Origin of the sequence: Dactylosporangium sp. CA-233914 (assembly GCF_050942935.1) — a bacterium.
Classification (GTDB): Bacteria; Actinomycetota; Actinomycetes; order Mycobacteriales; family Micromonosporaceae; genus Dactylosporangium.
The window spans coordinates 10,716,408-10,739,868 of record NZ_CP192030.1 but is presented as its reverse complement, the minus strand read 5'-3'; the positions used below and the strand labels follow the sequence as shown (position 1 = coordinate 10,739,868).

Annotated in this window: 22 protein-coding genes; 8 read left to right on the top strand and 14 right to left on the bottom strand. The window is 68.6% G+C overall.

Features of this window, described 5'->3' with window-relative positions; all coding sequences use genetic code 11:
* Window positions 1-876: 876 nt before the first annotated feature.
* From ACQPY0_RS47725 to ACQPY0_RS47670, 12 genes are all read right to left on the bottom strand, one after another.
* Complete coding sequence (locus ACQPY0_RS47725; protein WP_432976730.1) at window positions 877-1,341, bottom strand: PTS sugar transporter subunit IIA; 465 nt, start codon at window positions 1,339-1,341, stop codon at window positions 877-879.
* Window positions 1,338-1,640 carry a PTS glucose/sucrose transporter subunit IIB gene (locus ACQPY0_RS47720; RefSeq protein ID WP_432976727.1) on the bottom strand — a complete coding sequence of 101 codons (303 nt, stop codon included), beginning with the start codon at window positions 1,638-1,640 and terminating at the stop codon, window positions 1,338-1,340. The genes ACQPY0_RS47725 and ACQPY0_RS47720 overlap by 4 nt, the downstream gene beginning before the upstream one ends.
* The gene (locus ACQPY0_RS47715; RefSeq protein WP_432976724.1) at window positions 1,637-2,029 is read right to left on the bottom strand and encodes a hypothetical protein; all 393 of its coding nucleotides are present in this window, start codon (window positions 2,027-2,029) and stop codon (window positions 1,637-1,639) included. The genes ACQPY0_RS47720 and ACQPY0_RS47715 overlap by 4 nt, the downstream gene beginning before the upstream one ends.
* A complete protein-coding gene (locus ACQPY0_RS47710; protein WP_432976721.1) occupies window positions 2,026-2,655 on the bottom strand; it encodes an AAA family ATPase in 630 nt (209 codons plus the stop codon). Before ACQPY0_RS47710 ends, ACQPY0_RS47715 begins: the two co-directional genes overlap by 4 nt.
* On the bottom strand, window positions 2,652-4,784 hold the full coding sequence (locus tag ACQPY0_RS47705) for a glycosyltransferase (protein ID WP_432976718.1): 2,133 nt from the start codon (window positions 4,782-4,784) through the stop codon (window positions 2,652-2,654). The genes ACQPY0_RS47710 and ACQPY0_RS47705 overlap by 4 nt, the downstream gene beginning before the upstream one ends.
* Complete coding sequence (locus ACQPY0_RS47700; protein ID WP_432976715.1) at window positions 4,777-6,420, bottom strand: carbamoyltransferase family protein; 1,644 nt, start codon at window positions 6,418-6,420, stop codon at window positions 4,777-4,779. Before ACQPY0_RS47700 ends, ACQPY0_RS47705 begins: the two co-directional genes overlap by 8 nt.
* Window positions 6,413-7,402, bottom strand: coding sequence for a glycosyltransferase (locus ACQPY0_RS47695; RefSeq protein ID WP_432976712.1), 990 nt, complete (start codon window positions 7,400-7,402; stop codon window positions 6,413-6,415). Before ACQPY0_RS47695 ends, ACQPY0_RS47700 begins: the two co-directional genes overlap by 8 nt.
* Window positions 7,403-7,519: 117 nt before the next feature.
* A complete protein-coding gene (locus tag ACQPY0_RS47690; RefSeq protein ID WP_432976709.1) occupies window positions 7,520-8,386 on the bottom strand; it encodes an endonuclease/exonuclease/phosphatase family protein in 867 nt (288 codons plus the stop codon).
* 291 nt (window positions 8,387-8,677) lie between these two features.
* Complete coding sequence (locus ACQPY0_RS47685) at window positions 8,678-11,158, bottom strand: Helicase associated domain protein (RefSeq protein ID WP_432976706.1); 2,481 nt, start codon at window positions 11,156-11,158, stop codon at window positions 8,678-8,680.
* An 89-nt stretch (window positions 11,159-11,247) separates the two neighbouring features.
* Complete coding sequence (locus ACQPY0_RS47680) at window positions 11,248-11,484, bottom strand: hypothetical protein (RefSeq protein WP_432976703.1); 237 nt, start codon at window positions 11,482-11,484, stop codon at window positions 11,248-11,250.
* A gap of 38 nt (window positions 11,485-11,522) precedes the next feature.
* On the bottom strand, window positions 11,523-12,332 hold the full coding sequence (locus tag ACQPY0_RS47675) for an SAM-dependent methyltransferase (RefSeq protein ID WP_432976700.1): 810 nt from the start codon (window positions 12,330-12,332) through the stop codon (window positions 11,523-11,525).
* 142 nt (window positions 12,333-12,474) lie between these two features.
* Window positions 12,475-12,816 carry a hypothetical protein gene (locus ACQPY0_RS47670; protein WP_432976697.1) on the bottom strand — a complete coding sequence of 114 codons (342 nt, stop codon included), beginning with the start codon at window positions 12,814-12,816 and terminating at the stop codon, window positions 12,475-12,477.
* Window positions 12,817-13,430: 614 nt separating this feature from the next.
* Here ACQPY0_RS47670 and ACQPY0_RS47665 point away from each other — a divergent pair.
* The 4 genes from ACQPY0_RS47665 to ACQPY0_RS47650 all read left to right on the top strand — a co-directional run bounded on the left by ACQPY0_RS47665 (window position 13,431) and on the right by ACQPY0_RS47650 (window position 16,925).
* Window positions 13,431-14,300, top strand: coding sequence for a helix-turn-helix domain-containing protein (locus ACQPY0_RS47665; RefSeq protein ID WP_432976694.1), 870 nt, complete (start codon window positions 13,431-13,433; stop codon window positions 14,298-14,300).
* A gap of 5 nt (window positions 14,301-14,305) precedes the next feature.
* The gene (locus tag ACQPY0_RS47660) at window positions 14,306-14,515 is read left to right on the top strand and encodes a DUF397 domain-containing protein (protein WP_432976691.1); all 210 of its coding nucleotides are present in this window, start codon (window positions 14,306-14,308) and stop codon (window positions 14,513-14,515) included.
* 182 nt (window positions 14,516-14,697) lie between these two features.
* Complete coding sequence (locus ACQPY0_RS47655) at window positions 14,698-15,984, top strand: hypothetical protein (RefSeq protein ID WP_432995689.1); 1,287 nt, start codon at window positions 14,698-14,700, stop codon at window positions 15,982-15,984.
* Window positions 15,981-16,925 (top strand): phosphotransferase, encoded by a 945-nt coding sequence (locus ACQPY0_RS47650; protein WP_432976688.1) that lies wholly within the window; start codon window positions 15,981-15,983, stop codon window positions 16,923-16,925. Before ACQPY0_RS47655 ends, ACQPY0_RS47650 begins: the two co-directional genes overlap by 4 nt.
* Before the next feature lie 80 nt (window positions 16,926-17,005).
* Here ACQPY0_RS47650 and ACQPY0_RS47645 read toward each other — a convergent pair whose 3' ends face one another.
* Window positions 17,006-17,398 (bottom strand): NUDIX hydrolase, encoded by a 393-nt coding sequence (locus ACQPY0_RS47645; RefSeq protein ID WP_432976685.1) that lies wholly within the window; start codon window positions 17,396-17,398, stop codon window positions 17,006-17,008.
* Window positions 17,319-17,594 (bottom strand): hypothetical protein, encoded by a 276-nt coding sequence (locus ACQPY0_RS47640; RefSeq protein ID WP_432995687.1) that lies wholly within the window; start codon window positions 17,592-17,594, stop codon window positions 17,319-17,321. Before ACQPY0_RS47640 ends, ACQPY0_RS47645 begins: the two co-directional genes overlap by 80 nt.
* A gap of 907 nt (window positions 17,595-18,501) precedes the next feature.
* On the opposite strand from ACQPY0_RS47640, the gene ACQPY0_RS47635 reads away from it, so the two are divergent.
* The 4 genes from ACQPY0_RS47635 (at window position 18,502) to ACQPY0_RS47620 (ending at window position 23,399) form a co-directional block, all read left to right on the top strand.
* Window positions 18,502-20,739 (top strand): nitrate- and nitrite sensing domain-containing protein, encoded by a 2,238-nt coding sequence (locus ACQPY0_RS47635; RefSeq protein WP_432976682.1) that lies wholly within the window; start codon window positions 18,502-18,504, stop codon window positions 20,737-20,739.
* On the top strand, window positions 20,739-21,239 hold the full coding sequence (locus tag ACQPY0_RS47630; protein WP_432995685.1) for a roadblock/LC7 domain-containing protein: 501 nt from the start codon (window positions 20,739-20,741) through the stop codon (window positions 21,237-21,239). Before ACQPY0_RS47635 ends, ACQPY0_RS47630 begins: the two co-directional genes overlap by 1 nt.
* A 46-nt stretch (window positions 21,240-21,285) precedes the next feature.
* Window positions 21,286-22,485, top strand: coding sequence for an ABC transporter substrate-binding protein (locus tag ACQPY0_RS47625; RefSeq protein WP_432976679.1), 1,200 nt, complete (start codon window positions 21,286-21,288; stop codon window positions 22,483-22,485).
* A gap of 98 nt (window positions 22,486-22,583) precedes the next feature.
* Window positions 22,584-23,399 (top strand): class I SAM-dependent methyltransferase, encoded by an 816-nt coding sequence (locus ACQPY0_RS47620; protein WP_432976676.1) that lies wholly within the window; start codon window positions 22,584-22,586, stop codon window positions 23,397-23,399.
* The last annotated feature ends 62 nt before the right edge of the window (window positions 23,400-23,461 follow it).

Here is a 23,461-nt window from a genome sequence, read left to right as displayed (position 1 = left end):
AGCTACGACAAGAGGCGTCGAAGCGGTCGCCGCGGATCAGTGCGGCGACCAGCCAGGAGCAGTCAGATATTGCACTCCGCCTGCGGTTTATAACGCATCAGACGCTACTCCTTGGCGACTGTCAGACTTATATTGGGATCGTCGACTGTGGCCAGCTTGTCGAATGGCACGGTGCCTACCACGAAAATCTTTTCACAGGTGCGCAACACGAATTCTGGACGAGTTCCGAGGCGCAAAGCATGATTGCAGATATACGGAGAATTGACCCCGAGCATCTCCTGACGTACTTTAACGGCATCTCAATCCTATCTAATGAGATCCGAAAATGCGAGGGGATCGCCACGGAAGGTTGTCTCAACTTGGTCGCCAGGCAGGTTCGAATAATCAATGGTATATCAACCATTAAGTGCCTTGTGGCCGCAGCTCGCGACGCCTCATACGACCTCCGCCAGGTCAAAGCATTGGTACACGTTATTGGCAGCGCCTAGCTTCGTACCAACGATGCCTGCGGGATGAAGGTAGACCAGATAATCTAGGTTTGACTTTGTCTTCGAGTTGATCTGCTACCTGAGCTCACTCATCTCGGCAGAACGGCAACACTTGGCCTCGGCAAGGGCGGTCACCTTGTGTAGCGGTCCGTGGCTGGTCATCGCGTATCGCTGCGATACCAGTGACCGACATGATCTGATTTGTCACCTTCGCAGTGGCTCAATGATCGGTGGGTCCCAAACTCACCGACAGTGATTGTGGAGCGGCGACCTGCCTGGGTCCCAACGTCGTGCACATTTGGGCCCCGCTCTCACCAGCGGAGCCAGCCGATGTAAAGGGCGACGACTGCCGCGGCCCGCTCGCAGCGATGATGCTGCTCTCGGTTGTTCAGGAGCCACCGGTTCGCCAGGAAAAGAGGTGGCTGCCCGCGCTAATGTCGCCTTGAACTGTACCGAGCAGCGCTTTCGGTATGGCCTCAAGAGCCACGACAGGGCATGCGTTGTGCAGGGTCGGGTCGGTTCGCGACGGCAGCCATCTGAGGATCGGCTCGGTGGCGGAGACGTGCTGGCCGACCTGCGCGAGGGTCTGTGACGCGGCCTGCCGTCCGTTGGCGTTGACTCCCAGGTGAACCAGGATCGCCCGGTCGTCCAGCCCCACCATGACGAACGCGTGAGGCGTGAGTATCCGCAGCACGCCGCTTATCGGCGCGGACACTGTGTGTTCCTGCAGGCTGGGTAGGATCGCCCGGCCTGGCCCGACGAGTTCCTGCGCGAATACGGGATCTGGTACATCGGACAGGGGCAGGACAGCGCCTGCCAGCGGGGCCAGCACGGCAAGGGCCCGGGTGATCATGGAGTGTCGTTGGCTGCGGCGGCGGCAATCAGTTGCGCCATGGCGGTGGCGAACGGGGTGACCGCTGCGGGTCCGACCACGATCTGGAGAGTCTCCCGCCGTAGTACGCCGAGCACGGCAGGGTGGCTTCGAAGTCTCGTGTCGTCGAGCAGCCGCAGATCGGCCAGTGCAATGCGCAGGCGGGTGACGCAATGCTCGAGGGAGGTGATGTTGGCCGGCCCGCCGAGTGCGCCGACGATCGCCTCGGCGGTGGCCACATGTTTCGGTGTGACGTCGTCAATGCCGGGTCGCAGGTTCATCGGGCACCCCACAAGTAGCGTTCAATGTCAATGGACGCGTATTCGATGTGTGTCTTGTTGTCCCAGTAGGCTTTGGCGACCTCGTGCGCGAGGAGGGACCGCAGCCGAAGGTGACTGTCGAGCCACGTTCCTGGCTGCCGGGCGCGCGCCCATGCGTCCGGGTCGGCTGCCTCGAATTCATGCAGAGCCTGATCGAGCCTTGTGCGCCACTGATGCAGCGTGCTGGCGGAAATGCTCAGCGCATCGCGGTCTTCGTCCGCGAGCAAGAGGGTCCGCATTTCGTCGATCAGCTCAGCGATGTCCTCGTGGACGCGTAAGCCGACTGGTGTTGGCGGTGTGGCGAGCTGGCGGAGAAGCCGTCGGGTCGTGAGTGCCTGCCCGTGCGTCATCGGTCCTCCCATGCTTCCGGTGCGAGAACGGCTGTCAGCTTGCCGGCAAGGGGCTGTGGGAGCAGTGCGGCAAGCTGAGGCCAGCCCAGGTCATCGTCAGCCTCGATCGAGATCAGTTCGGGATGAGGCGTGAGCCAGGCATCCAGGCGGGTCAGGAACTCGTGATAGGCGGCAAGGAAAGACCGATCGAACCAGAGTGCGTACCGAGGGTCGGTGGCGTACCGGGCTCGGCGGGCGATAGAGCGTTCCGGATCGATGAGGATGACTAACGCGCAGACATTGGTGCGGGGTATAAGCAGGCCCATTGTGTGGCACAGGGTCAGGGCGTCGTCGAACGTGCGTTGTGGGCTGCGGCCCGTCTGTGCGAGCGCGTACCGGTAGGCCAGTACGCCGATGTGGCAGCGGTCGGAAGCGACGACCAGGCCGGGCTGTGCGGTGATGAGCTGTCCGGCGGTCGTGATGCGGTCGGCGGCCTCGTTGAGCAGCTCTCTGGCGACCTGCAGGTCGTCGCTGTGATCTGTTGGTTGCGCTTCGGGGAAGATCTTGACTTGGCCGGGCGCTGCGTCATGTAGTCGGCGCAGCAGCGTGGTTTTTCCGGCGCCGGGCATGCCGTCGAGGGCGATCATGGGAGATGTTGCGGGTCGTGTTCGAGCGCGTCCAGTACGGGCGCGACGAGGGCAAGGATCTGGCTGGTCAGGGGGGCGTCGATCTCCGGGGCCCATTGCAGGACCCAGCGGAAGTACAGGGCGGTGTGGAAGAGCAGGTGCCCTGCGTCGATTTCGGCAGCTTCGGAGCGAAGCCGTGCTTGTTCGGACTGGTACCCGGCCACGATAACGTTGATGTCGCGACCGTCGATGAGGCAGTTCTGCACGTAGAGGTTGGTGATGTCCTCGTAGACGCACCCTACGCCGCAGCCTTCGAAGTCGATCACCCCCGGGTCGTGCCCGGGAGCGATGAGCGTGTTGCGTGCCGAGAAGTCGCCGTGTACGAATCCCTGACGGCATTGCGCGAGTTGCTGGTGTTTCGTCTCGTCAAGCACGGTGGCGAGGCGGGTGCTCAGCGCGGGGGTGTCTGCTGGTAGCGGGCGGATGTTGCGCAGAAAGGTGGGGAGCTCGGAAAGCTCCTCCGCGCCTGCGGTGTGCAGGCGGGCTGCCATCGCTCCGAGCAGGCTGGTCTCGTCGCGGTCGAGGGGATCGGACGGCGGCGTGCCTGGCAGTTTGCTCATCGCCACCCAGGACAAGGCGCCGGGCACGTCGTTGTGGCCGAGCACGGATGGCGTGACCAAGCCCGGCCGCTGGCCGCCGAGCGCCAGTCCGGCCAGTTCCCGGCGGGCTCGTTCCGCAGGGCGGTGCGTGTAGATCTTGAGGACGGTTTCGGAGCTGAAGAACACGATGGAACGGCCGCCGTAACCGGGGATCGCCTCGCCGTCGAAGGCGACGCCGAGGGCGGATTCGGCCGCCTGACGGGCGCATTCGATCTCGTTTGCCAGTCGGGCGAGGACGGGGTGCTGGGCCACTGCGCCGGTGCGGTCGTGCATGCGGGGTTCCTCCCGGGAGAGCCATTCGAGCAGCCAGTATGGCTGGCGGTCGGCGAGGTGACGGGCGTCGACCGACACGTGTGGCGTGCTGTTCGGTCGTGATCTGTCCTGGGCGGTCTTGCGGTAAACGTGCGCGGCATGGGCTGCCAGTGCGGGCCATGAGAACCGATTGAGGACGAGCCGACGGCCGGCATCGCCGAGCCGCTTTCGCATGGCCTTGTCGTGGAGCAGCTGCGTGACGAGGTCCGGGAAGTCGGCCATCGCGTCGGCTGCGGAGACCAGCGCGAAGGTCTGCGGGTCGGGGATGCCCGCGAAGGCTTCTCTAGTGCCGACCACGGGCAGGCCGGCCGCCATGTACGCCAGCACCTTCAACTTCATCCCGCCGCCGGAGTCCAACGGCGCGACGCCCACGGCGGCGGTGCGAAGGGCCGCCTGGAGGTCGACCACCGGGCCATGCAGCCGAATGCCGGGTCGACCGAGACGGCGCAGCGCGCGTGGATATCGGCCGTACACGTCGATCCAGCCGCCGACCGTCGCCAGCCTCTCGCGTAGCCGGTCGTGCAGAAACTCTACGGCCCGGACATTCGGTTCGTAGAAGAGGTTGCCGACAAACGCCACGGCCGCCGCCGGCGGCCCGGCGCGCGAGACGGCCCTTCTCCGATCACGGTTCACCCCACACGGCACGACGAACACGGCGGTGGCGCCGAATCCGCGAGCCGCAGCCTCGTCGCGCCCGGTGAAGGTGACCACCGCGTCCGCGAGGGTCGCCGCTGCGGTCTGCAGCGTGCTCGCCCGGCGGACCTCGAGGTCGCCACCGCCGATGCTTCGTGCCAGCTCGGCTTCGTTGTCGTGCATTTCGTAGATCAGGGCGCCGCCAGTCGCGTCCGTGAGGGCTCTGCCGTACCGGACGGTCAGTTCGGTGTTCGACATCACCAGAACGTGCGGGGCGAGCTCGCTGACGATCGTCGTGAGCTGGTCACCATTGCCGTACATGACGTCGAAGTCCAGGTAGCGCACCGGGAAAGGCCAGTCCTTGGCGGGCCGGGATCGGGGGTTCAGATCACACAGCAACAGCGTGACGTCCACCCCGTGGTCAAGCAGGTGCCTGTTCAGCTCCAGGGTGCGGGCGGCAGCACCCGTGAGTGGCAGCGAGTGCAGGAACCCGGCGGTGTCGAACAGGACCACGGCTCGTAGGCGTTCCGGGTTGCCGTTATGCACCGGTCTTCTCCACGACGTAGTTGCCGATCTTCTCCACGACGTAGTTGCCGATCACGAGCGCATCGAGATCGGTGTGACAGAACGTGGCCAGCGCGTCGGCCGGACTCTCGACGATCGGTTCGGTGTCATTGAAGGACGTGTTGAGCACCACGGGCACCCCGGTGATCTCACCGAACCTGCTGATGAGCCGGTGGAAGGCTGGATGCACGTCCGGGTCGACGGTCTGCACCCGGGCGCTGCCGTCAACGTGGGTAACCGCCTCCAGCTGGTTGCGCGCGCTGTCTCGCACGTTCGGTGCGAAGAGCATGTACGGGCTTTCGCCCTCCAGCTCGAACCACGCGTCCGCGTCCGCGACGGTGACGGCGGGCGCGAAGGGCCGGAACCATTCGCGGTGTTTGATGCGACTGTTGAGCTGATCGCGGATGTCGGCGCGGCGTGGATCGGCGAGGATGCTGCGGGAGCCGAGTGCTCTGGCGCCAAGTTCGCTGCCACCCTCGAACCAGCCGATGATCTTTCCTTCGCTGATCATGTCCGCTGCCACGGTCGAGGGATCGGATTCCCATCGATAGGTGAAACCGGGCATCGGGTACCGGTGTACCCGTCCAGCGCGCGGATGGCGGCGCAGCGCGAGATGGATCTCCTCGCTGGTGTACCTGCGGCCGAAGGAATCGCGGCCCCCAAGCGGCATCTTCGGCGCACGCCCGGTGAGCTGGTGCATCCCGAACAGTGCGTTGCCCAGAGCCTGTCCTCGGTCGGAAGCCGCCGGCGGAACGAACAGGTGCGCGCCTGTCCGCTGGCGGATCGCCTCGTTGGCCACGCAATTCATCGCTACGCCACCGGCGAAGCAGACCCGCCGCTGCTGGTATGTGCTCATGAGCATGCTGACCAGCTCGACCAGTGCCTCTTCGGTCTCGTGTTGCACCCACGCGGCCAGGTCTCGGGCCCGGTGGCCATGCCAGTCGCCGGGGTCGCCGAGGTCCAGGCCGCTGGCCCTGGCGAAGTCCATCAGGCCCCGGTCGTGGGTGCGGGTGAGGCGGCCTTCGACCTGGAGTCCGTGCACGGCGAACAAGGGCGCGCCGATAGCCGAGGCGTCACCGAAGGATGCCAGGGCCATCGTCTTGCCTGACTCCTGTCCGTCGAAGCCCAGCCAGTTGGTGACGGCCTCGTAGACGGCGCCAATGCCGCCGGCCCGAGGGCGGTCTGCACGGTTGCCGCCGATACGGGTCAGCGCTGCAGAGTTGGCGACGAAGTAGCTCTCCGTCTGATGATCGTTTCCCGAGCCGTCGGCGATCACCACCAGGGCATCATCAAAGCCCGACAGGCAGAACGCGCTGTAGGCATGGGAGAGATGGTGATCGACGCTGACGATCCTTGTCGGCTTGACGCCATAGCGGTCAAGCCCTCCGGTGTACCCTGCTGGCAGCCTTGGGCCCACACAGCTGAACACGAAGATGTCCACGTCGGCAAGGTCAAGATCGGCGCTGTCGAGGCAGTAGGCCAGCGAAGCGTGCCAGCCGTCGCTGTAGCGCTTCCGGTTGAGCCGTTCCTCGGCGATCGCCACGATGGCATCGCCGCGTATGACGGCGCATCCGCCGTCGTGTCCGAGGTTGAGACCGACAGCGACAGGGTCAGACATGCTGATCAGCTTCCTTCCCGGGCTCATCTTGGGGGTTGCGCGACGGCCTGGGTCGCTCGACGCCTCGTTTATGCGTGCGCAGCTTCGCGGCGAGACGGGCACCGTGATATCCGGCGAGGCGAGCCAGGTGGGTCAGCCGGGTCAGGTGATCGCTCTCGGTGATCACATCCCATAGCCGGTAGCTGTCGACGATGTAGCAGGCCGGGACGTGCCTGCGCAGCTGCGCGACCGACACGCCGTGCCAGAAGGCCCGGCTGAGCAGCGCTCGCAGCCGAAGGTCATCGGCTGTGACGGTCCGGTGCACGGCCGCGGCGGGAACGAGGAGCACCCGTTGGCCGGCCATCTGCGCCCGGATGACCAATTCGAGGTCTTCGCAGCTACGGTGGCGGCGGCCGACGGCCCCGAGGTTCTCGTCGAACATCGGCGGCGGGCTGGTGCGCCGGAAGCCCATGTTGCATCCGACGATCCAGTACGGGGGTGTGAGCTCCTGCGTGTGTTCTGGCCAGACGGGAGGCACGAACCATTGGCGAAGCTGCGGGCGCAGCGCCACTTCCATCGGGAGCCGAGGTGTCGCCGGGCCACCCGCGACAGCAGCAGCCTGGTCGATGAGCGCGGTAGATAGCTCCCTCACCCAACTGCCGCCGGGCCGGGAATCCGGGTCGGTGATTAGCACGCATGCGCCCCGCGTACGCCTGATCCCGGCATTGCGCGCACGGCTCACACCCGCTATGGGCTCATGCACCAGTTGCCAGTCGAATTCGACTGCGGCGAACAAGGTCGGTTCCACCACGGCCGACGGATGGTTGTCGACCACGACCAGCTCATAGAGGTCGGTTCCCATGTCTTGGCGGCTGAGCGCAGCGAGCAGCCCAGGCAGGTCCCGGGCATTTCCGTGTACCGCGACGACGACGCTGGCCAGCAGCCCGGACTCGTCGGCCCTCACGGCATCGGTCGCACCGCCGCTGGCAAGGACAGAAGGCATGTCGTTGATCCACCGTCGCCGCGACATTGCTGCATTACCCATGTTCGACACCGCGGAGGTGGTCCGAGGAGCGCAGTGCTCCATCCGCCGCACAGTGGACGCGGTAGCTGGACGTGATCATCCGGTCGGCCCTGACCGTCCGCGGTGACCGGCGTCTGTTGCGTCAAGGGCCTGCGGGTCCAGATCGACCACGATCGGCAGGTGGTCCGACAGCTGCCGGGCCGCTGGTGTGTCGATCACCTGGTAGCCGCGTAGCGCCGCCGGCCGGGTGGTCCAGAAGATGTCTTCGCGCCGTCCCCAGCCGCCGTGGTGGCCGCCGGTGGCTTTCCACGGCACCCGCAGTGTCGGAGCGGCGTCGTGGAAGCCGCTGCGCTGCATCAGCTGTGCCGGCCGCCGGTCGGCTACCCAGGGCGCGGACGGGTCGTCGTTCCATCGGACATGCCGGGCGGTCCACTCGGGAGGCAGCGCCGACCAGTCCGGCTCAACGTCATACCCGGGGTCGGCGCCGAAGGAGTTCCAGTCGGTACCCAGCAGGACGGCGTCGGACAGCGGTAGCTGCCCGGTCAGGGTGAACGCGTCGTCGAGCTGCTTGCCGGGATTCCACGGCCCGAGGTGGGTAACTGCCACCGTCAGCGGCACGTCCGCGCCGACGTCGAGCCGGACAATGCCCAGGCCGTGCCACATCAGCAGGTCATACGCGCGCTTCGACAACACGTCGTACTCCGGCCGCCACAAGATCGCGAGGTGGCAATCGGAATGCCTTGCAGGAACCGCGAAGGCGGCCATCCCCAGAGCCTCGGCGATCGAACTGACCAGCTGGCCGAGCTCCGCCACGTCCGCGCCTACGGTATAGATCTCCTGCAAGCACACCACATCGGGCCGCAGGAAACGCAGCAATTCATGCTGCCCACGCCGCGTTGATACCGCCGACTTGCCATACGACAGCAAGTTCCAGCTCACGGCACGGATCAACGGCGCGCTCATACCGCCACCGCCCCACGGCAGCTGGCATAACCGCCTCGCTCACGAAGACGTGCCACCCGTGCCCAGTCTGCGATCCGGAGTCGCCGTGAACCTGAAACCTTCTTGGATTCCCCGGTCACAGGCCAGATCTTCACTGCCGAGCCGGTACGGCGCAGCAGGACCAGGTCCGCGGCGACGGGTCCGAAGGCGCGATGCAGGCCGGTGAAATCGTAGCCGCCGGTTCGGAGTCCACCGTCTTGAACATGGCGAGCTGCGACCCGCAGCAGAGTGCGCTCTACCGTCGGAAAATCTTTATGCGCCATGCTTATCCTCTCGCTCACCGGGGACCTGTCGTGGCATTGGCTCGATCGTCCGCGGTTCGCGGGCGGGGTGGTCGGCGGCTGGTGTCTGCGCCGTCGCTGGAGCCGGGCGGCGCGGTGCTGCTGTGTCGGGATCGGCTGCGGTGTGGCGGGCCTGGCCGGCATGGTGTCGGCGGCTGACGGTCTGCCAGGACATGCCGAGCTCGTCGGCTGCGGCGATCTGCTGCTCGGTGAGCCGTCCCGCTTCGCGATCTCTGCGCATCCGAGCGATGAACAAGCTGAGCATCACGCCGTAGTAGCTGACGCGGCGACGGACGTGGAGGTGGCCGTGGGCGGCGTGGAAGCGGCGCAGGACATCGAGGTTGTCCCACCAACGCTGATCGCGAGGCTCCCAGATCATGCCCATGGCGTCGAACTGGGCCCGTTCGTCGGGGGTGAGCCGGCCGGCGCGAGCGTCCTGACGCCGTCGGGCCAGCCACGTTCCGACGTCGACGCCGTTGACCCTGGTGCGGCACGGGATGTCCAGGTGGCCGTGCTCGCGGTGGAACGCTTGGACCGCGGCGAGGCCTTCGGCCCATACGGCTCTGAACCGCCAGATCATCCCGAGGGCGGTGAGCGCGGCGGCCCGGTCTGGGGCGAGCCGGCCGCCCTGGTGTTCGGCCCGGCGGCCTTGGAGCCAGGTGTGCAGATCGAGGCCATCGTGGTGGTGCCCGGCCGGCACCCGCAGGTGGCCGTGCTCGGCGTGGAATGCGGTCGCGGCGGCCAGGCCACGTCGCCATTGTGCGTCGTGGCCCTGTGGTGCGAGGTCCAGGCCAAGGGTGGTGAGCATGGCGGCCCGGTCGGCGGTGAGCTGGCCGGACTTCGCGGCGGCTCGCTGGCGGCCGATCCAGAAGTCCAGCCGCACGCCGAGCTCGCGGTGGCCGGTCGGGACATGGACGTGGCCGTGGCTGGCGTGGAAGGCTTGCAGGGCGGTGTAGCCGTCCAGCCAGTCCGAGGTCGTCCCGTCCAGCACGCGCAGCGTGATGTGGTCGACCAGGCTGGCAGTGGCATGCCCGTCGGGAAGACGCAGCAGCACCCGGGCCGGCAGTGCGGCGGGGCCGCTCCGTGCCTGCTGGCGGCAGCGGTCCAGTTCGCCGCCGAGCATCTCGTCGTGGGCGCGTAGCGCCCGCAGCACCTGGTACAGCGTCTCCCATTCCCCGAGGCCGCCAGCCGGGTCGCCGGCCTCGCCGGCGATGTCGGGCACCAGGATCGGCAGCAGGACGGTGGCCGTGCCGGAGCCGGCGGGACTGCGGCGCAGTCCTCGGCCGACGGCCTGGATCGCCTCGTTCGAGGCGCGGCGCCGGCCCGCGAACGCGATCCCGTCGACGGCGGGCACGTCCACGCCGGTGTGCAGGCACCGCACACTCGACACCACCGTCCACCCGCCCCGCGGCGGGTTCGCTAGGTGCTCGAGGTGAATGGCCCGCTGCGCGATGGTCTGCTGGCCATCGACATGGCCGGTCGTGAGCAGGCCCGGCGGTAGCACCCCACCGGCCGCAGCGACCGCCGCCACCGCGGCGGGCAGGGTCCGGGCGAACTCGCGGCTAGCCGCCAGACTGGTCGCGAAGACCAGCACCCGCCGCAGCCCGAACTCGGCCGCGGCCCGGATCAGCGCCAGCTGCAGCACCACCGTGGCCGATGACGCCAGCCCGTCCCTGCCCAGGACACCCCGGCTCGTCGTGCGTAACGCCTGCAGCACCTCACGGTTGGTGACGCCGACCGCGACGAGGCGATAGTCATCCAGCCAGCCGTCGCGGATCGCCGCCGCGGTGCTGTAACGGGACAGGACCGGCCCGAACACGGCCTCGTCGTCCATGGACAGCAGCCGTCCGTCGTCGATCCGGCCGCGACGGTCGGCCTGCAGCACCCGCGGTGTCGCCGTCATGTACAGCCGCCGCAGCGCCGGGAACCGGGCATCATCGTGGATCGCGGCGAGGCTGCCACCGGCCCGGCCCGCGCTCTCGTGCGCCTCGTCCACTACCAGCAGGTCACAGACCGTCCCGGTGGCGGCCAGTGCGGCCCCGACCAGATGGGCCGACACGTGCGTGGTCAGGATCAGCCGCCGACCGGAGCCCGGGCGACGTAGAAACTCGGCAATCGCTGGAGCGTCGGTGGTGACCGGACACGCCAGCTCCGCGGCGTCGCGCAGCGCGGCGTCGCGGACCGTCTCGTCGCAGCACACCGCGAGCAGCGCATCGGCCACACCGTGACGAGCCCACACCGCAAGGGTCTGCGCGATAAGCCCCAGCGACGGACACGCCACCACCACCAGCCCCGACGAAACCAGCTCGGCCGCCACCGCCACCGCGACCAGTGTCTTGCCCGTCCCGCATGCCGACAGGTACTGACCCCGACCTCCGTCCCGCAACGCCGCCACGGAGGCAGCCACCCCGGCCTGCTGGTAGTCCCGCAACGGCGGCAACAACCGCCGCACCGATGCGTCGCGGACCACGCCGGGCCGTCGACCAGCCGAGTGTCCGGCCGGGGCGTGCGGAGCACCCGGGATTGTGGTTGCCGACCTCGTCATCGATGACCGCCGACCGGTGCTCGTCCTGCGATCCAGCGTCGCCGCGAACCTGTGTCGGTCGTGGAATCCCTGATTCCGGGCCAGCGTCCCGCCGTCGGGCCGGGAGTGTTGAGCAGGATCAGCGTCGGAGGGCGCTCCAGATTGGCGACGGCGCCTTGCATACGTCGCCCGTCGTTGCGGCAGCCTGCGTCGAGGTCATCGGCTTCGACGTTGGACAGCGCGATGGTGACCACGGTGTGGTTCGTCCTTCCTGGCGACGCGGGAGATGGGCTCACGGCAGCCTGGCCACGAAGGCGTCGAAGGCGGTCTCCGCCGGTGTTGGTCGGGTTGCCTGGTCGTCGATCGGGTGCCAGTCGACGACCGATACGACGCCGGGTTCGATCAGCTGCAGTCCGTCGGCGAAGCGGGTGATTTCCTGGCGGGTGCGGGCACGGAAAGTGCCGTGGCCGGCAGCCGGGTCGGCGAGTTTGGTCAGCCGCACGCGGACGTCGTCCGGGAGCGGGTCGAACGTGACGTGGGACAGGGCAAGGTAACTGCCGGGCGGGAGCGCGGCAAGCAGGTCGGCCACCACCCGGAACGGGTTGTCATGATCGTCGATGAAGTGCAGGACAGCGAAGAGCAGCACCGCAACGGGCCGGGTGAGGTCGAACGTGCGACGCAGCGCCGCGCTGTGCAGAATCGCGGCAGGGTCACGCAGGTCGGCTTCGACGGTGGCGGTGACACCGGGAGGCTTCGGGGTGAGCAGGGCGCGGGCGTGGGCCATGACGACGGGGTCGTTGTCGACATAGACGACCCTGACGTCCGGGTCGACCGCTTGGGCGATCTCGTGGACGTTGGGTGCGGTCGGCAGGCCGGTGCCGATGTCGAGGAACTGCCGTATCCCGGCTTCGCTGGCGAGGTACCGGACCACCCGGTTGAGGCATCGGCGGTTCTCGACAGCGGCGGTTCGTATCGCAGGAAACGCCGTAACAAGCTGATCGCCGGACTCCCGGTCGGCGGCGAAATTGTCTTTGCCGCCGAGCAGGTAGTCGTAACGGCGGGCGGCGTGCGCCACGGTGGTGTCGAGCGGTGCGCTCATCATGCGGCGACTCCTGCGGGCGTGCCGGGTGTGTGCTGCGCCCGGTCGCCTGGACGACGCCGTGTTGCGGCAGCGGTGGGTAGGCCGGTCCAGGAGCGTGCGGGGGCGGGTGCCGGCCGGTGCAAGGCGGTAGGATCGACGGTCGTCATGCGCTGTCGCCACCCTGACGGGCGTCCACGCCGCCATGCGGGGCGATCCGGTCCGGTGCCTGTGGCGCGGCCGGGCAGTTCGGCAGGTGAGCGGTCAGCTTGAGGGACTGCAGGTAGGGCGCTGTCTGCGGTCTTGGTCCCGGGGCCGGTTCGGCCATGCCGTCGTGCGTCGCCGAACCGTCGCAGGGTGCCGCTCCGGGTGCGGCTGGTTGTGCGACGATCAGCGCGTACAGGTCGTCGTCGATCCAGCTGAAGAACTGCCAGATCAGGCAGCCGGGGCAGGCGTCGGGCTGATCCAGCCAGGCACGGGCGAGATTGCCGGTCAGGGTGAGCCCCACCCCACGGCCGTTTCCGGCGTGCACGGCGGCGGTGAGGTCGGTCTGCCGGATGGCACACGGCCACGGCGTCCCGCACGTGGCGCAGCACCAGTCCGGCCGCAGTGGCTGATGCGCCTCCATCAACCTCACGGAGCTCGGATCGGTGCGGGAGATCGGCAACAGCAGCGCCGTCGAGGGCACCGCGCGTCCCGCGTCCGCCGGGAGACAGCCAGGCCCGGGACGACGTGAGAGGCTCAACGGTCGCGATGCCGCGAATAGCGTAACGGGACCAGCAGACACCTCGGTCTCCGTCATTCGTCTGGCCAACGTCAACTCCTCCGCCCCGTTCCACGCCGCAGTCCGTCTTGTCGGTTCCCGACGCCGGGCATCGACACGTCGCTTGCGGTGAGTCCACGATCACGGACGGTCCGGCAGGGCGGGAAGGCGCAGTTTTGGGGAGAGTTAGGGGGAGAGTTACGCGGAGATCAGCCGCTGACCAGGTATTTGGCTGCCGCTCGGCAGCTCTTGACGTTCTGCGGTACGGGATGCGGCGTTACGCTTCCGGGCAGTGACGGCCGACGCATCGCTGGTCGTTGGGACCGTCGCGTCGGTGCAGCGGAGAGGCGGGCTTTGGCGTGATCAGGCCGTATGTGCGTCGGCTGCGACTGGCGCGGGACTTGCACCGTCTGCGCGACGAGCGGGGTATGTCGGCCGAGCACCTTGCCCGCGTGGTGGGCATCCCCCGCCAGCGCATCAGCGGCATCGAGAACTGCCATGTGCGCCCCGATGACGACGAGTTGACCCGCATCCTGAACGCGCTCGAGGTAGCCGAAGGGCGGCGGACCGCGATCCTCGCGGTCGCGGCCGATGCGCGCCACCGGGGCTGGTGGGAGAAGATCGCGGAGACGATCGGGCCACGACAGGCGCTGTACGCCGACCTGGAAGCCGGCGCCAGCGCCATCTTCGAGTACCAGCTCACGCTGCTGCCCGGTCTGCTGCAGATCCCCGCGTTCACCGCGACGCGCGCTCGCGCCGACCGGCCGATGTACCCGGAGGGGTTCGATCCCGAGCGGGCGGTTGAGGCGCGTGCCGCCCGGCAGGCGGTGCTGCACCGTGATGACGCACCCGAGTACGAGGTTCTCATCGATGAGCTGGCAATCCGACGCTTCGCTGCCGGCGCTGACGTGGTTCGCGAACAGCTCGACCACCTCGCGTTCGTGGGCCACGAGCATCCGCATATCACCATCCGCGTGCTGCCGTTCACGGCACGCATCACCGAGCAGCTGGTACCTCGCTCCGCGTTCTCGGTCTACCGCTACCCGGACCCGAACGATCCCGTTGTGGTCGCGGTCGACACCATCACCTCCGACCTGGTGCTGACGCAGCCGGTTCAGATCAGTCACTACCAGCGCCTCTACCAGCACTTGCGGGATGTTGCGCTGACCCCGGCCGACAGCCTCGACTTCCTCGCCACGGTGGCCGAGGAACTGCTTCAGACAGGATGACCTGCATGACCGACACGACCGTGTTCAGCAACTGGCGCAAGTCCCGCCGCAGCGGCGGTGGCGACAACTGCGTCGAGGTCGCGTTCGCCGCCGACGGAACCGTCGGCATCCGCCATTCCAAGCACCCCGATGACGCCGTCCTGATCTTCAGTCCTGGCGAATGGGCCGCATTCACCGGCGGCGTCCGCGACGGCGAGTTCGACGGCAGCGACTAACTGCCAGCCGGCCAGACGACCCGCGCGGCTGCCGGCTGGCGCCGAACCGGCGCCGAACCTCATGCTGGAGCGCAAGGTGAAGAGAGGAGATGGCTGTGACGGCTCGAACCGAGCCACCACCGAACGAACTGCTGCGCACGGCGCGACGCCGCATACTGTCGCCGTCTGGCTCCGGTCGTCCCCTGTCTCGGCAGGAGCTCGCCGACGCTGCCATTGCGTGGCTCGTCGATCGCCATCCGAGCGAGGCGGCCCTGGACGCCAACTACATCGGCAAGCTCGAGCGCGGCAAGCACCGCTGGCCTAGCGCCGGCCGCCGCGCAGCGCTCCGCCACCTCCTGCAGGCTCGGACGGACGCCGAACTCGGCTTCTATATCAACCGCAACTACCAGAACATCGAACCGCCACAGGCAGCACAGATTGATCACGAACAGGTTATGCCGCACCTTCCCACTGCCCCCGACCCACACCGGCGCGCACTGCTGAAGTCCATCGCAGCGGTCGCGGCTGGATCGGGGCTGCTGGCTATAACGCCGAGCGCCGCCCGCCGCCGCATCGGCGCTGGCGACGTCGCTCGCATCGAAGCCGTCACCGTGCTGTACCGGTCGATCGACTACGAGTGCGGCGGAGGGCTGCTGTGTGACGAGGTCGGCCGGTTCGCTGAGGCGACTTCAGCACTGCTCACGCACGCCGACGCAGGCCGCTCGGCCGCGCCGCTAGCCGCGGCGGTTGCCGCTGCCCGCCAGCTGGCCGGTTGGACCGCCTTCGACGCCGGACGGCATAGCGACGCCGGACGGCACTGGCTAGCCGCCGAACGCGCCGCTCTCGCCGCAGGCGACCAGCGGCTGGCCGCCCGGATTCGCTACTGCCAGGCTCGGCAGTTCCAGCACCTGCACCACAATCAGGACGCTCTAGACATCCTTCGACTCGCCCGCACGCAACTCGCCGAGCACACCACCCCAGCTCTCCTGGCCATGCTGCTAGGCGCCGAGGCCGCCTCCCTGGCCGCACTTGGCGACGATCCGACCGCAACGACCACCCTCCAACAGGCGGCGGCTGCATTTGAGCGCATCGAACCGGATCGGGAACCGGACTGGATGCGTTTCTACGATCGCGGTGAACTGCTTGCCCAGTACGGCCGGGCCTATCGTGACCTCGCGCGCCGGGCCCCCAACCACGCCGAGGCAGCCGTCACATGGACCCAGTCCGCCATCAACGCATTTGGCCGCCAGAACGTCCGCAGCACTGTGCTCAACGAGGTCGGCCTGTGCAGCTCGCTCGTTCTGGCGGGCGAACCCGACCACGCCATCACGGTTGGCACGAGCGTCATTCAACATGGCCGCGGCCTGACGTCGGCACGTATCCAGGACCGCATCCGCAACCTGACCCGCGACATCCCGGCCAACACCCGCCACAGCGGCCTGGCGGACTTCCGGCACACCGTCGCCCATCTCGAATTGGCAGCCGCATGACCAGCAACCGTGCCGACGCCGGCGAGCAGTCCGGGCGCTTCACTGAAGAGGCCATGCGCCGCACGGCAACCGAGATCGCCGCCCAGCTCGGCGCCAGCGGCGACCTCGTGCTGCTGCGCCTGACCAACAACGCGGTGTTCGCCATACCCGAGGCTGGCATCGTCATCCGAGTCAGCCGCTCCCACGGCCTACGGGCACGTGCCGCGAAAGTTGCCGCACTCGGCGGGTGGTTCGCTGAGATCGACGCACCGACCATCCGGTTGACTCCAGGCATCGAGCAGCCGCTCGAGGTCGACCACCTGCTGGCCACCGTCTGGACCTACGTTCCACCCCGTCCGCCAACCCCCGGCGTGACGGACCTTGGCCACGTCCTGGGCGCCTTCCACCGGCTCGGGACGCCACCGCTGCTGCTGCCGACCTGGAATCCGGTCGACGATGCCCGAACCCGCCTCGCAGATGCCGAAGCCCTCGCCGAATCCGACCGTCGCTTCCTGACGGACTGGTGCGACCGGCTGGAACCCCAGCTCGACGAACTCAGACAACAGCAGCCCCCCGGCCTCGTCCATGGCGACGCCCACGCCGGCAACCTCCTACGCCACAGCGACGACCAGGTGGTGCTGTGCGACTTCGACGCCACCTGCCTCGGCCCCTGGCAGGTCGACCTCGTGGCGGTCCCTGTCGGCGAAGCCCGCTTCGGCCGCACCGGCAACCATGCGCAGCTGGCCGCCGCCTACGGTTACGACATCACGACTGACCCCGCGTGGCCGCTGCTGCGCGAAGCCCGCGAACTAAAAATGGTTGTCGCAGCTGTCCCGTTGCTGGCCTCCGGGCCGGGCGTCGCCCACGAGTTCGCCACCCGACTGCGCTCCATCCAGCGGCACGAGCAGAGCACCCGATGGACACCCTTCGCGGACCTCACCGCAGCGCGGGCCGTGAGATGACGGCCGATAACCTTTGAGATCGTCGACGCGCTGCAGTCCGTGACGGTCGCCAGCCTGCTCAACGCGCCTGGGACGCAACGTCAGCGGAGCGCAGTGTCCAGGTACTCCTGTACCGGTCCGAAGATTGCGTACGGAACGTACTCAGTCAGGCTGGTGCGGTCGCACCATGCCACCTCATCCTCGTCGGCGACGTATGCAGTACCGCTGACGGGGTCGCAGGCAACGTATGCCATCGCGCGGCCGGTGATGGGGTGGATTCGGCTGCCGAGCGACTTTGCCGCGCGGACCGTAAGGCCGGTCTCCTCCTGCGCCTCCCGTACCGCCGCCTGTTCATCGGTCTCGCCGGGCTCGACCTTCCCAGCGGGAAACTGCCACGACAGCTGGCCCTCGCTTTCACGGCGGCGAACCATCAGCACGCGGCCGTCTTCGACGATGATGGCGGCGGCGACCGTGCGTCCGGTGGGCTCGTTCATGTCTCGTGCCTCCACTGCTTGGTTGGGCTCGAAAATGTCGGGATAGATCGACTGGTCGGGCTGTCGGCCACGACCTGCATCGCGGTTGCGCGGCCGTGACGGCGAACGCGTCGAGGATGCGGCTCATCTCTTGCTCGTTTGGGCGTATGTGGCAGTTCTCGATGCGACTGATCCGCTGGCGCGGCGCGCCAATCACGGAGGCGACGTTTTCGGCTGAGTAGCCACGCTCCTCGCCTAGCGCCAGCAACTCTAGGGCCAGCCGTAGTCGGCACACGTACGGACTGATCACTCTGCTGTCGACCACCCATGTCGCCTTGCGCGCATACGCGTTAGCCGGGGGCGAGCACCCACTCACACCCTTGGTAGCGCTGAGAGTAAACCCGTGTTGCAGAACGAGGACGGCCTACGCTCGCGGCATCCGTCAAATGGACTGCTCGAAGGCCGGCCTCCTCATAAGTCTCCGCACAAAGCGCCCCATAAATCAGCCTTCCCAGGTCGGCCGACCGTCCGTGATCGTTGGTTCACCGCAATCCGGGCGTCGATGTACTGACGCCGGAGCGGCCTGACCGCAAAATCCTGGACGAAATTGGAGCCTACCTATGTAGGTGCCTTTACCAGAGGCGATCGATGTGATCGACGCTCATGCGACCGTAGCCGCTCCGGCGCGCTCAGGAAACCATGCGCTTCGAACCTCTCCGAATAGGCGTCGCCGATAGGTAGGGCCGATCTGGCCGACGTCTTCGGCGGCGAGGTCTTCCGCCGGTTGTCGCTGTAAACAGCATCCAGCAACGGGTGGACTTCACCGGATCTGTGCAGGGGGCGTAGGGAACGCCCGACCGTCGCGTTGCGCCGGTGACGAGAGTTGAGGGGGTATTGGTGGACACGTCCACGGCCGTGCTGGGCGATCGGCTGCTGCTGGAAGCTGGTCGGGCGTTGCAGGCCCGGCACCGGCTGGATGGCGGCGGGCGGTGTGCGGCCGGCTGTGCCGGTCCGTTGCCGTGTCTGGGCAGTCGTCTTGGCGTGCAAGCCCTGCGGGCCGCGCATGGTGCGTGGCCAGCACGGTGCACGCCGCTGACGGATCTGGCGACGTGCGGGGTGCGGCGGTGACGGGGTCGGGTCCGCAGCACGCGGTGGTCCGGACGGGGCGGCGACGGCTGGCGGATGTCGGGATTTCGGCGAAGGTCGCGATCGCGGTGGTGCTGCCGCTGCTAGCGGTGCTGGGGCTGGGGGCGTGGGTTGGGGCGTCGTCAGCGAGGGAGACGGTGCGGGTGGGCCAGGCCCGCGATCTGGTGGCGCTGGCGGCGGAGGGCTCGTCGGTGGTGCGGGCGTTGCAGCAGGAGCGGGCCACGGCAGTGCTGCTGTTGCAGTCCGCGACACGAGGTGAGGCGTTTACGGCGGCGATGGCGGCGACGGATCAGGCGTTGGTCGTCTACCGGCAGCGTCGCGCCGCGGTGCATGCCTCGGGTGTGGTCGGTGATGCGGTGAGCCGGGTGGATCGCCAGTTGGCGGGGTTGGAGGGGCTGCGTCGGCGGGTGGTGGCGGTGCCGGGCCCGTCGGTGTCGGCGGCGGCGTTCTCGTACCGGATCGTGGTGGCCGGTCTGCTGGAGCTGGGCCAGGCGGCGGCGGCGGTTGCGGTGTCGCCGGTGGTGGCGAATCAGATCCGGGCGGCGGCGGCACTGTCGCAGGCGGCGGAGTCGTTGTCGCTGGAGCAGGTGGCGGTGCTGCGGGCCGTGTCGTTCGGGGCGTTGAGCCCGGCGGTGCAGCGGGATCTGGTGTCAGCGCGTGCCGGCTACACCGAGGCGTTCCGCGCGTTCGCGGCCGATCCGGCGTGGGCGGGCTGGTACGCCGCGACGGTCGCCGGTCCTGATGTCGTGGTTGCGGAGTCGGTCACCGGTCAGGTCGCCGGGACCACACCGGGAGCCCCGGTGCGGGTCGATCTGGGGTCGTGGCTGGATGCGACGAAGGCACGCACCGCGTTGATCGCGTCAGTGCAGGATCGAGTCGACACGGTGGTGCTGGCCGCGACGGAGGACCTGCGGCGGGCGTCGCGGGTGCGGTCGATGGTGATCGTCGGCGTGGTCCTGGCGGTGGTGGTGCTGGCGGCGGTGTTGACGCTGGCGGTGGGGCGGCATCTGTCGCGGCGGCTGCGCACCCTGCGCCGCGGCTCGTATCAGGTGTCCAGACTGCTGCCGGAGGCCGTCGGCGCGTTGCAGGATCCGCAACGGCGGGACCTGGCCGACGTGGTGGAGCGGTTCCGCGCGCAGGCGACGGCGTTGGTGGTCTGCGACGGCGAGGACGAGGTCGGCGCGGTGGCGAAGGCGTACCGCCAGGTTGTCGACGAGGCAGTGCGGCTGGCCGGTGAGCAGACACGACTGCAGGCGGAAAGCATCGCCCGCACGACAGGGGTGGCCCGGAGGATCCAGCAACAGGGCGAGCGGCTGACCAAGATCGCCGATCGGGTCGAGCGCGATGAGGTGGACCCTGACCGGCTCCAAAACTGGTTCCAGGTCGACCACGAGGTCACCCTGGCACTGCGGTTCGCTGACGGTTTGCTGGCGCTGTGCGGGGTGTCGCCCGCGCCGGTCACCACAGACCCGGCGCCGATTGGTCAGGTGTTGCAGGCCGGGCAGGGCCGGATCCGCGACTACAAGCAGATCGTGATCGTCGGGCAGCTGCCGGAGGTCGCGGTCCGTGCCGAGGTGGTGCATCACCTGGCGCACCTGCTGGCTGAGCTGATGGACAACGCAACCCTCTGCTCGCCGCCGGAGGCGACGGTCACGGTGGAAGCGTGGCTGCTGGGGGACCGGCTCGTGGTGCAGATCCGCGATCACGGCGTAGGGATGGACCCGGCGAAGCTGGCCACGTACAACGCGCTGCTCGCCCGCCCGCACCTGCCGGCAAACCAGCATCGGATCGGGCTGGCAGTGGTGGCAACCCTGGCCGCGCGGACCGGCATCCAGGTGCTGCTGCGGCCCGGCACGCCGAATGGCCTCATTGCTGAGGTGACGGTCCCCGCCGGGCAACTGGCGCCGGTGACGCACCAGCCGGGGTCGCGCGAGGTGCAGACCTGGCCGCCGCAGCAGGTTCCCACCGCCTCGGCGACAGGACGGGCGATGCTGCCGGCCGGGGGCACGGCGGCGGGCGGCGCGCCGGCCCAGCGGCGCCGGCCGGGCGCCGCCCTGCACGCAGGGCTGGCGGGAGCACCGCCGGCCCAGCCGCAACTCGATGCCGGGCACCTGGACGCGAGTGCCGTGGCCGCGACCCTGGCCGGCTCCGCGGCCGCCCTCGCCGATCTGCGCGCCGCGCACACCCAACCACACACGAATGGAGTACCGCGGTGATGCCCACCTGGAACCAGGCGCCGGACGTGCCGGCGGGGATCGCCCCGCATGTGCCGAGCCAGGAGCAGATGGCCATAGATGCCAACCGGCAGGACCAGCTCGGCTGGATCCTCGACAAGCTCGTCCAGGATCAGCCGCACGTGCGGCATGCCGTGGCGGTGTCCGCGGACGGCCTGCTGGTGGCCCGCTCGGCTGGGTTGGGCAGGGACGACGCGGAGCGGCTCGCGGCGAGCGTCGCGGGCATCATCAACCTTACCGGCGGATTGTGCCAGAGCTTCGAGGGTCAGTCGGTCATCCACACCATGGTCACCATGGTCGGCGGGATAGCGCTGATCATCGGGATTCCCGGACGTGCGGCCGGCGCGCTCGCGGTGGTGACCGGTGCCGAGCCAGACATCGGCAAGGTCGGCTTCGCCTGTACCACCCTCGTCCAGCAGCTGGGCAGTCCTCTTTCCGTCCCGCCGGCGTCTGCATTCTCCGGTCAGCGCGTCCCCCGCTGACGCCTACATCGACACATCACATCGACACGTTGGAGGCAGTGTTCCGATGAGGAATCAACCAGCCGGCCGCCACGGCGGCATCCGCCGTAGCACTGCGGTCGTCGTCGCGCTCGCCCTGATGGTCACCGGCTGTGCCCAGCACGCCGAGAGCGGCTCGAACAGCAGCCCGGTGAAGATCGGGATGGTGACCGCGCTGTCCGGGCCGCTGCAGTCCATCGGCGAAGAGCTCCGCGACGGGTTCCGCCTGTACCTGGACGTCCACGGCGGCAAGCTCGGCGGCCACCCGGCCGACCTGATCGTCGCCGACGAAGGCGACGGCCCGGCAACCGCCGGCCCGGCAGCGGAGAAGCTGGCCAAGAAGGACCAGGTTCTCGCCGTGACCGGGGTGGTCAACGCCGCCGCGCTGCAGTCGGTCGCCGCGCAGACGAGCGCGGCGCACATTCCTCTGGTCGGCTCGTGCGGGCGGCCGACAACGCTGCCGGACGTGTCGTGGGTGTGGCACACGTCGTGGATCAGCACACAGTTCGGCCAGGCGGTCGCCCCGTACGTGCGGTCCAAGGTGGACGGTCCGGTCTTCGCGATCGGCCCGGACTACCAGGGCGGCAAGGACCAGATCGAAGGGTTCACCAAGGCGTTCACCGCCCTGGGCGGGAAACTCACCGACAACAAGCCGACCTACACGCCGTACCCGGCCACGACGAATTTCGTGCCGTTCTTGTCGAAGGTCCGCCAGTCCGGCGCCAAGGCGGTGTATGCGTTCTACGCCGGCACGAACGCGATCGCGTTCGTCAAGCAGTACAAAGAGCTCGGGTTGACGGACATCCCGTTGTACGGGGCGGGGGCGCTGACCGAGGGGCAGACGCTGACCGCGCAGGGCCCGGCCGCGTTGGGGGTGCAGACCGTGGCCCCGTACGCCGCGGACCTGGACAACGCCGCGAACCGCGCGTTCGTCGACGCCTACCAGGCGAAGTTCGGCCACGCACCGTCGTACAACGCGATGATCTCCTGGGACGCCGCCGCGGTCCTCGACCGGGCGATCGCCGCGGCTGGCGCCAACCCGACCCCGGGCGCGGTGAACGCGGCGATCGGCAAGCTCGGGCAGATCGACTCCCCGCGCGGCGTCTGGCAGTTCGCGCCGAAATCGCATGTGCCGGCGCAGCAGTGGTACCTGCGCACGGTCCGCCAGGACGGCGCGAACGTCCTGGCCAACGTGACCGAGACCGACCTCACCGTGCTCAACGACTGACCGCCCGGCACACCAGTCGGGTGACGCCGACGGCATCACCCGCACCTGGCGGACGCACGTTCACCCCCTCACTGCGCAGCATTCGGGAGACCACACGCATGAGCACCACAACGCCCGGTACGACCTACGCCTTCGACAACGACAACCCGCACGCTGCTGACCAGCACGCCTATCTGCCGGCGATCCTGGACCCGGGCAGCCAGGACAGGATCGCCGGTCTGGCCTGGCTGGACCTGGACGGCGCCCGCTGCTGGGAGATCGGCGCCGGCGCCGGCACCATCGCGGGCTGGCTGGCCGGCCGCGTCGGACCCGCCGGTACGGTGCTGGCCACCGACATCAACCCCCGCCACATCCAGCCCCAGCCCAACCTCGTCGTGCAGCGGCGCGACATCGCCCACGACCCGCTGCCCGAGGGCCCGTTCGACCTCATCTTCTCCCGGCTGTGCTTCACCCACGTGCCGACCCGGCACACCCTGCTGCCCCAGGTCGCCGACCGCCTCGCCCCCGGCGGCGCGCTGGTGATCGACGAGTGGGAGACCGGCTACCGCCGCGGCGTGCTCACCGCCACCGACCCGCGCATCCCCGCCCTCTACGACCGGTACCAGGACGTGCTCATCGGCACCATCCTCGCCGGCAACGGCCACGACCCGAACTGGGCCAGCGACGTGCACGCCGCGATGGTCAGCGCCGGGCTGGTCGACGTCAACACCACCGTCACCGCCCGCTCGTGGAACGGCGGCACCCCGGGGGCGCTGCTCGTGACCTCGAACCTGCAACACCTCAAGCCGCAGTTCCTCGCCAACGGATTCACCGAGGACGACATCGCGGTCCTCACCGCGGGCCTGCAGGACCCGGCCACCCACATCCGCGGCAACCTCACCGTCTCCACTGTCGGCCGGCGGCCCGCCGCCTAGCCCTCCAGGCTGGTGCGCGGCCCACACCGCTGCGAGCCGGGGCCGCGCACCGCACCAAGCCC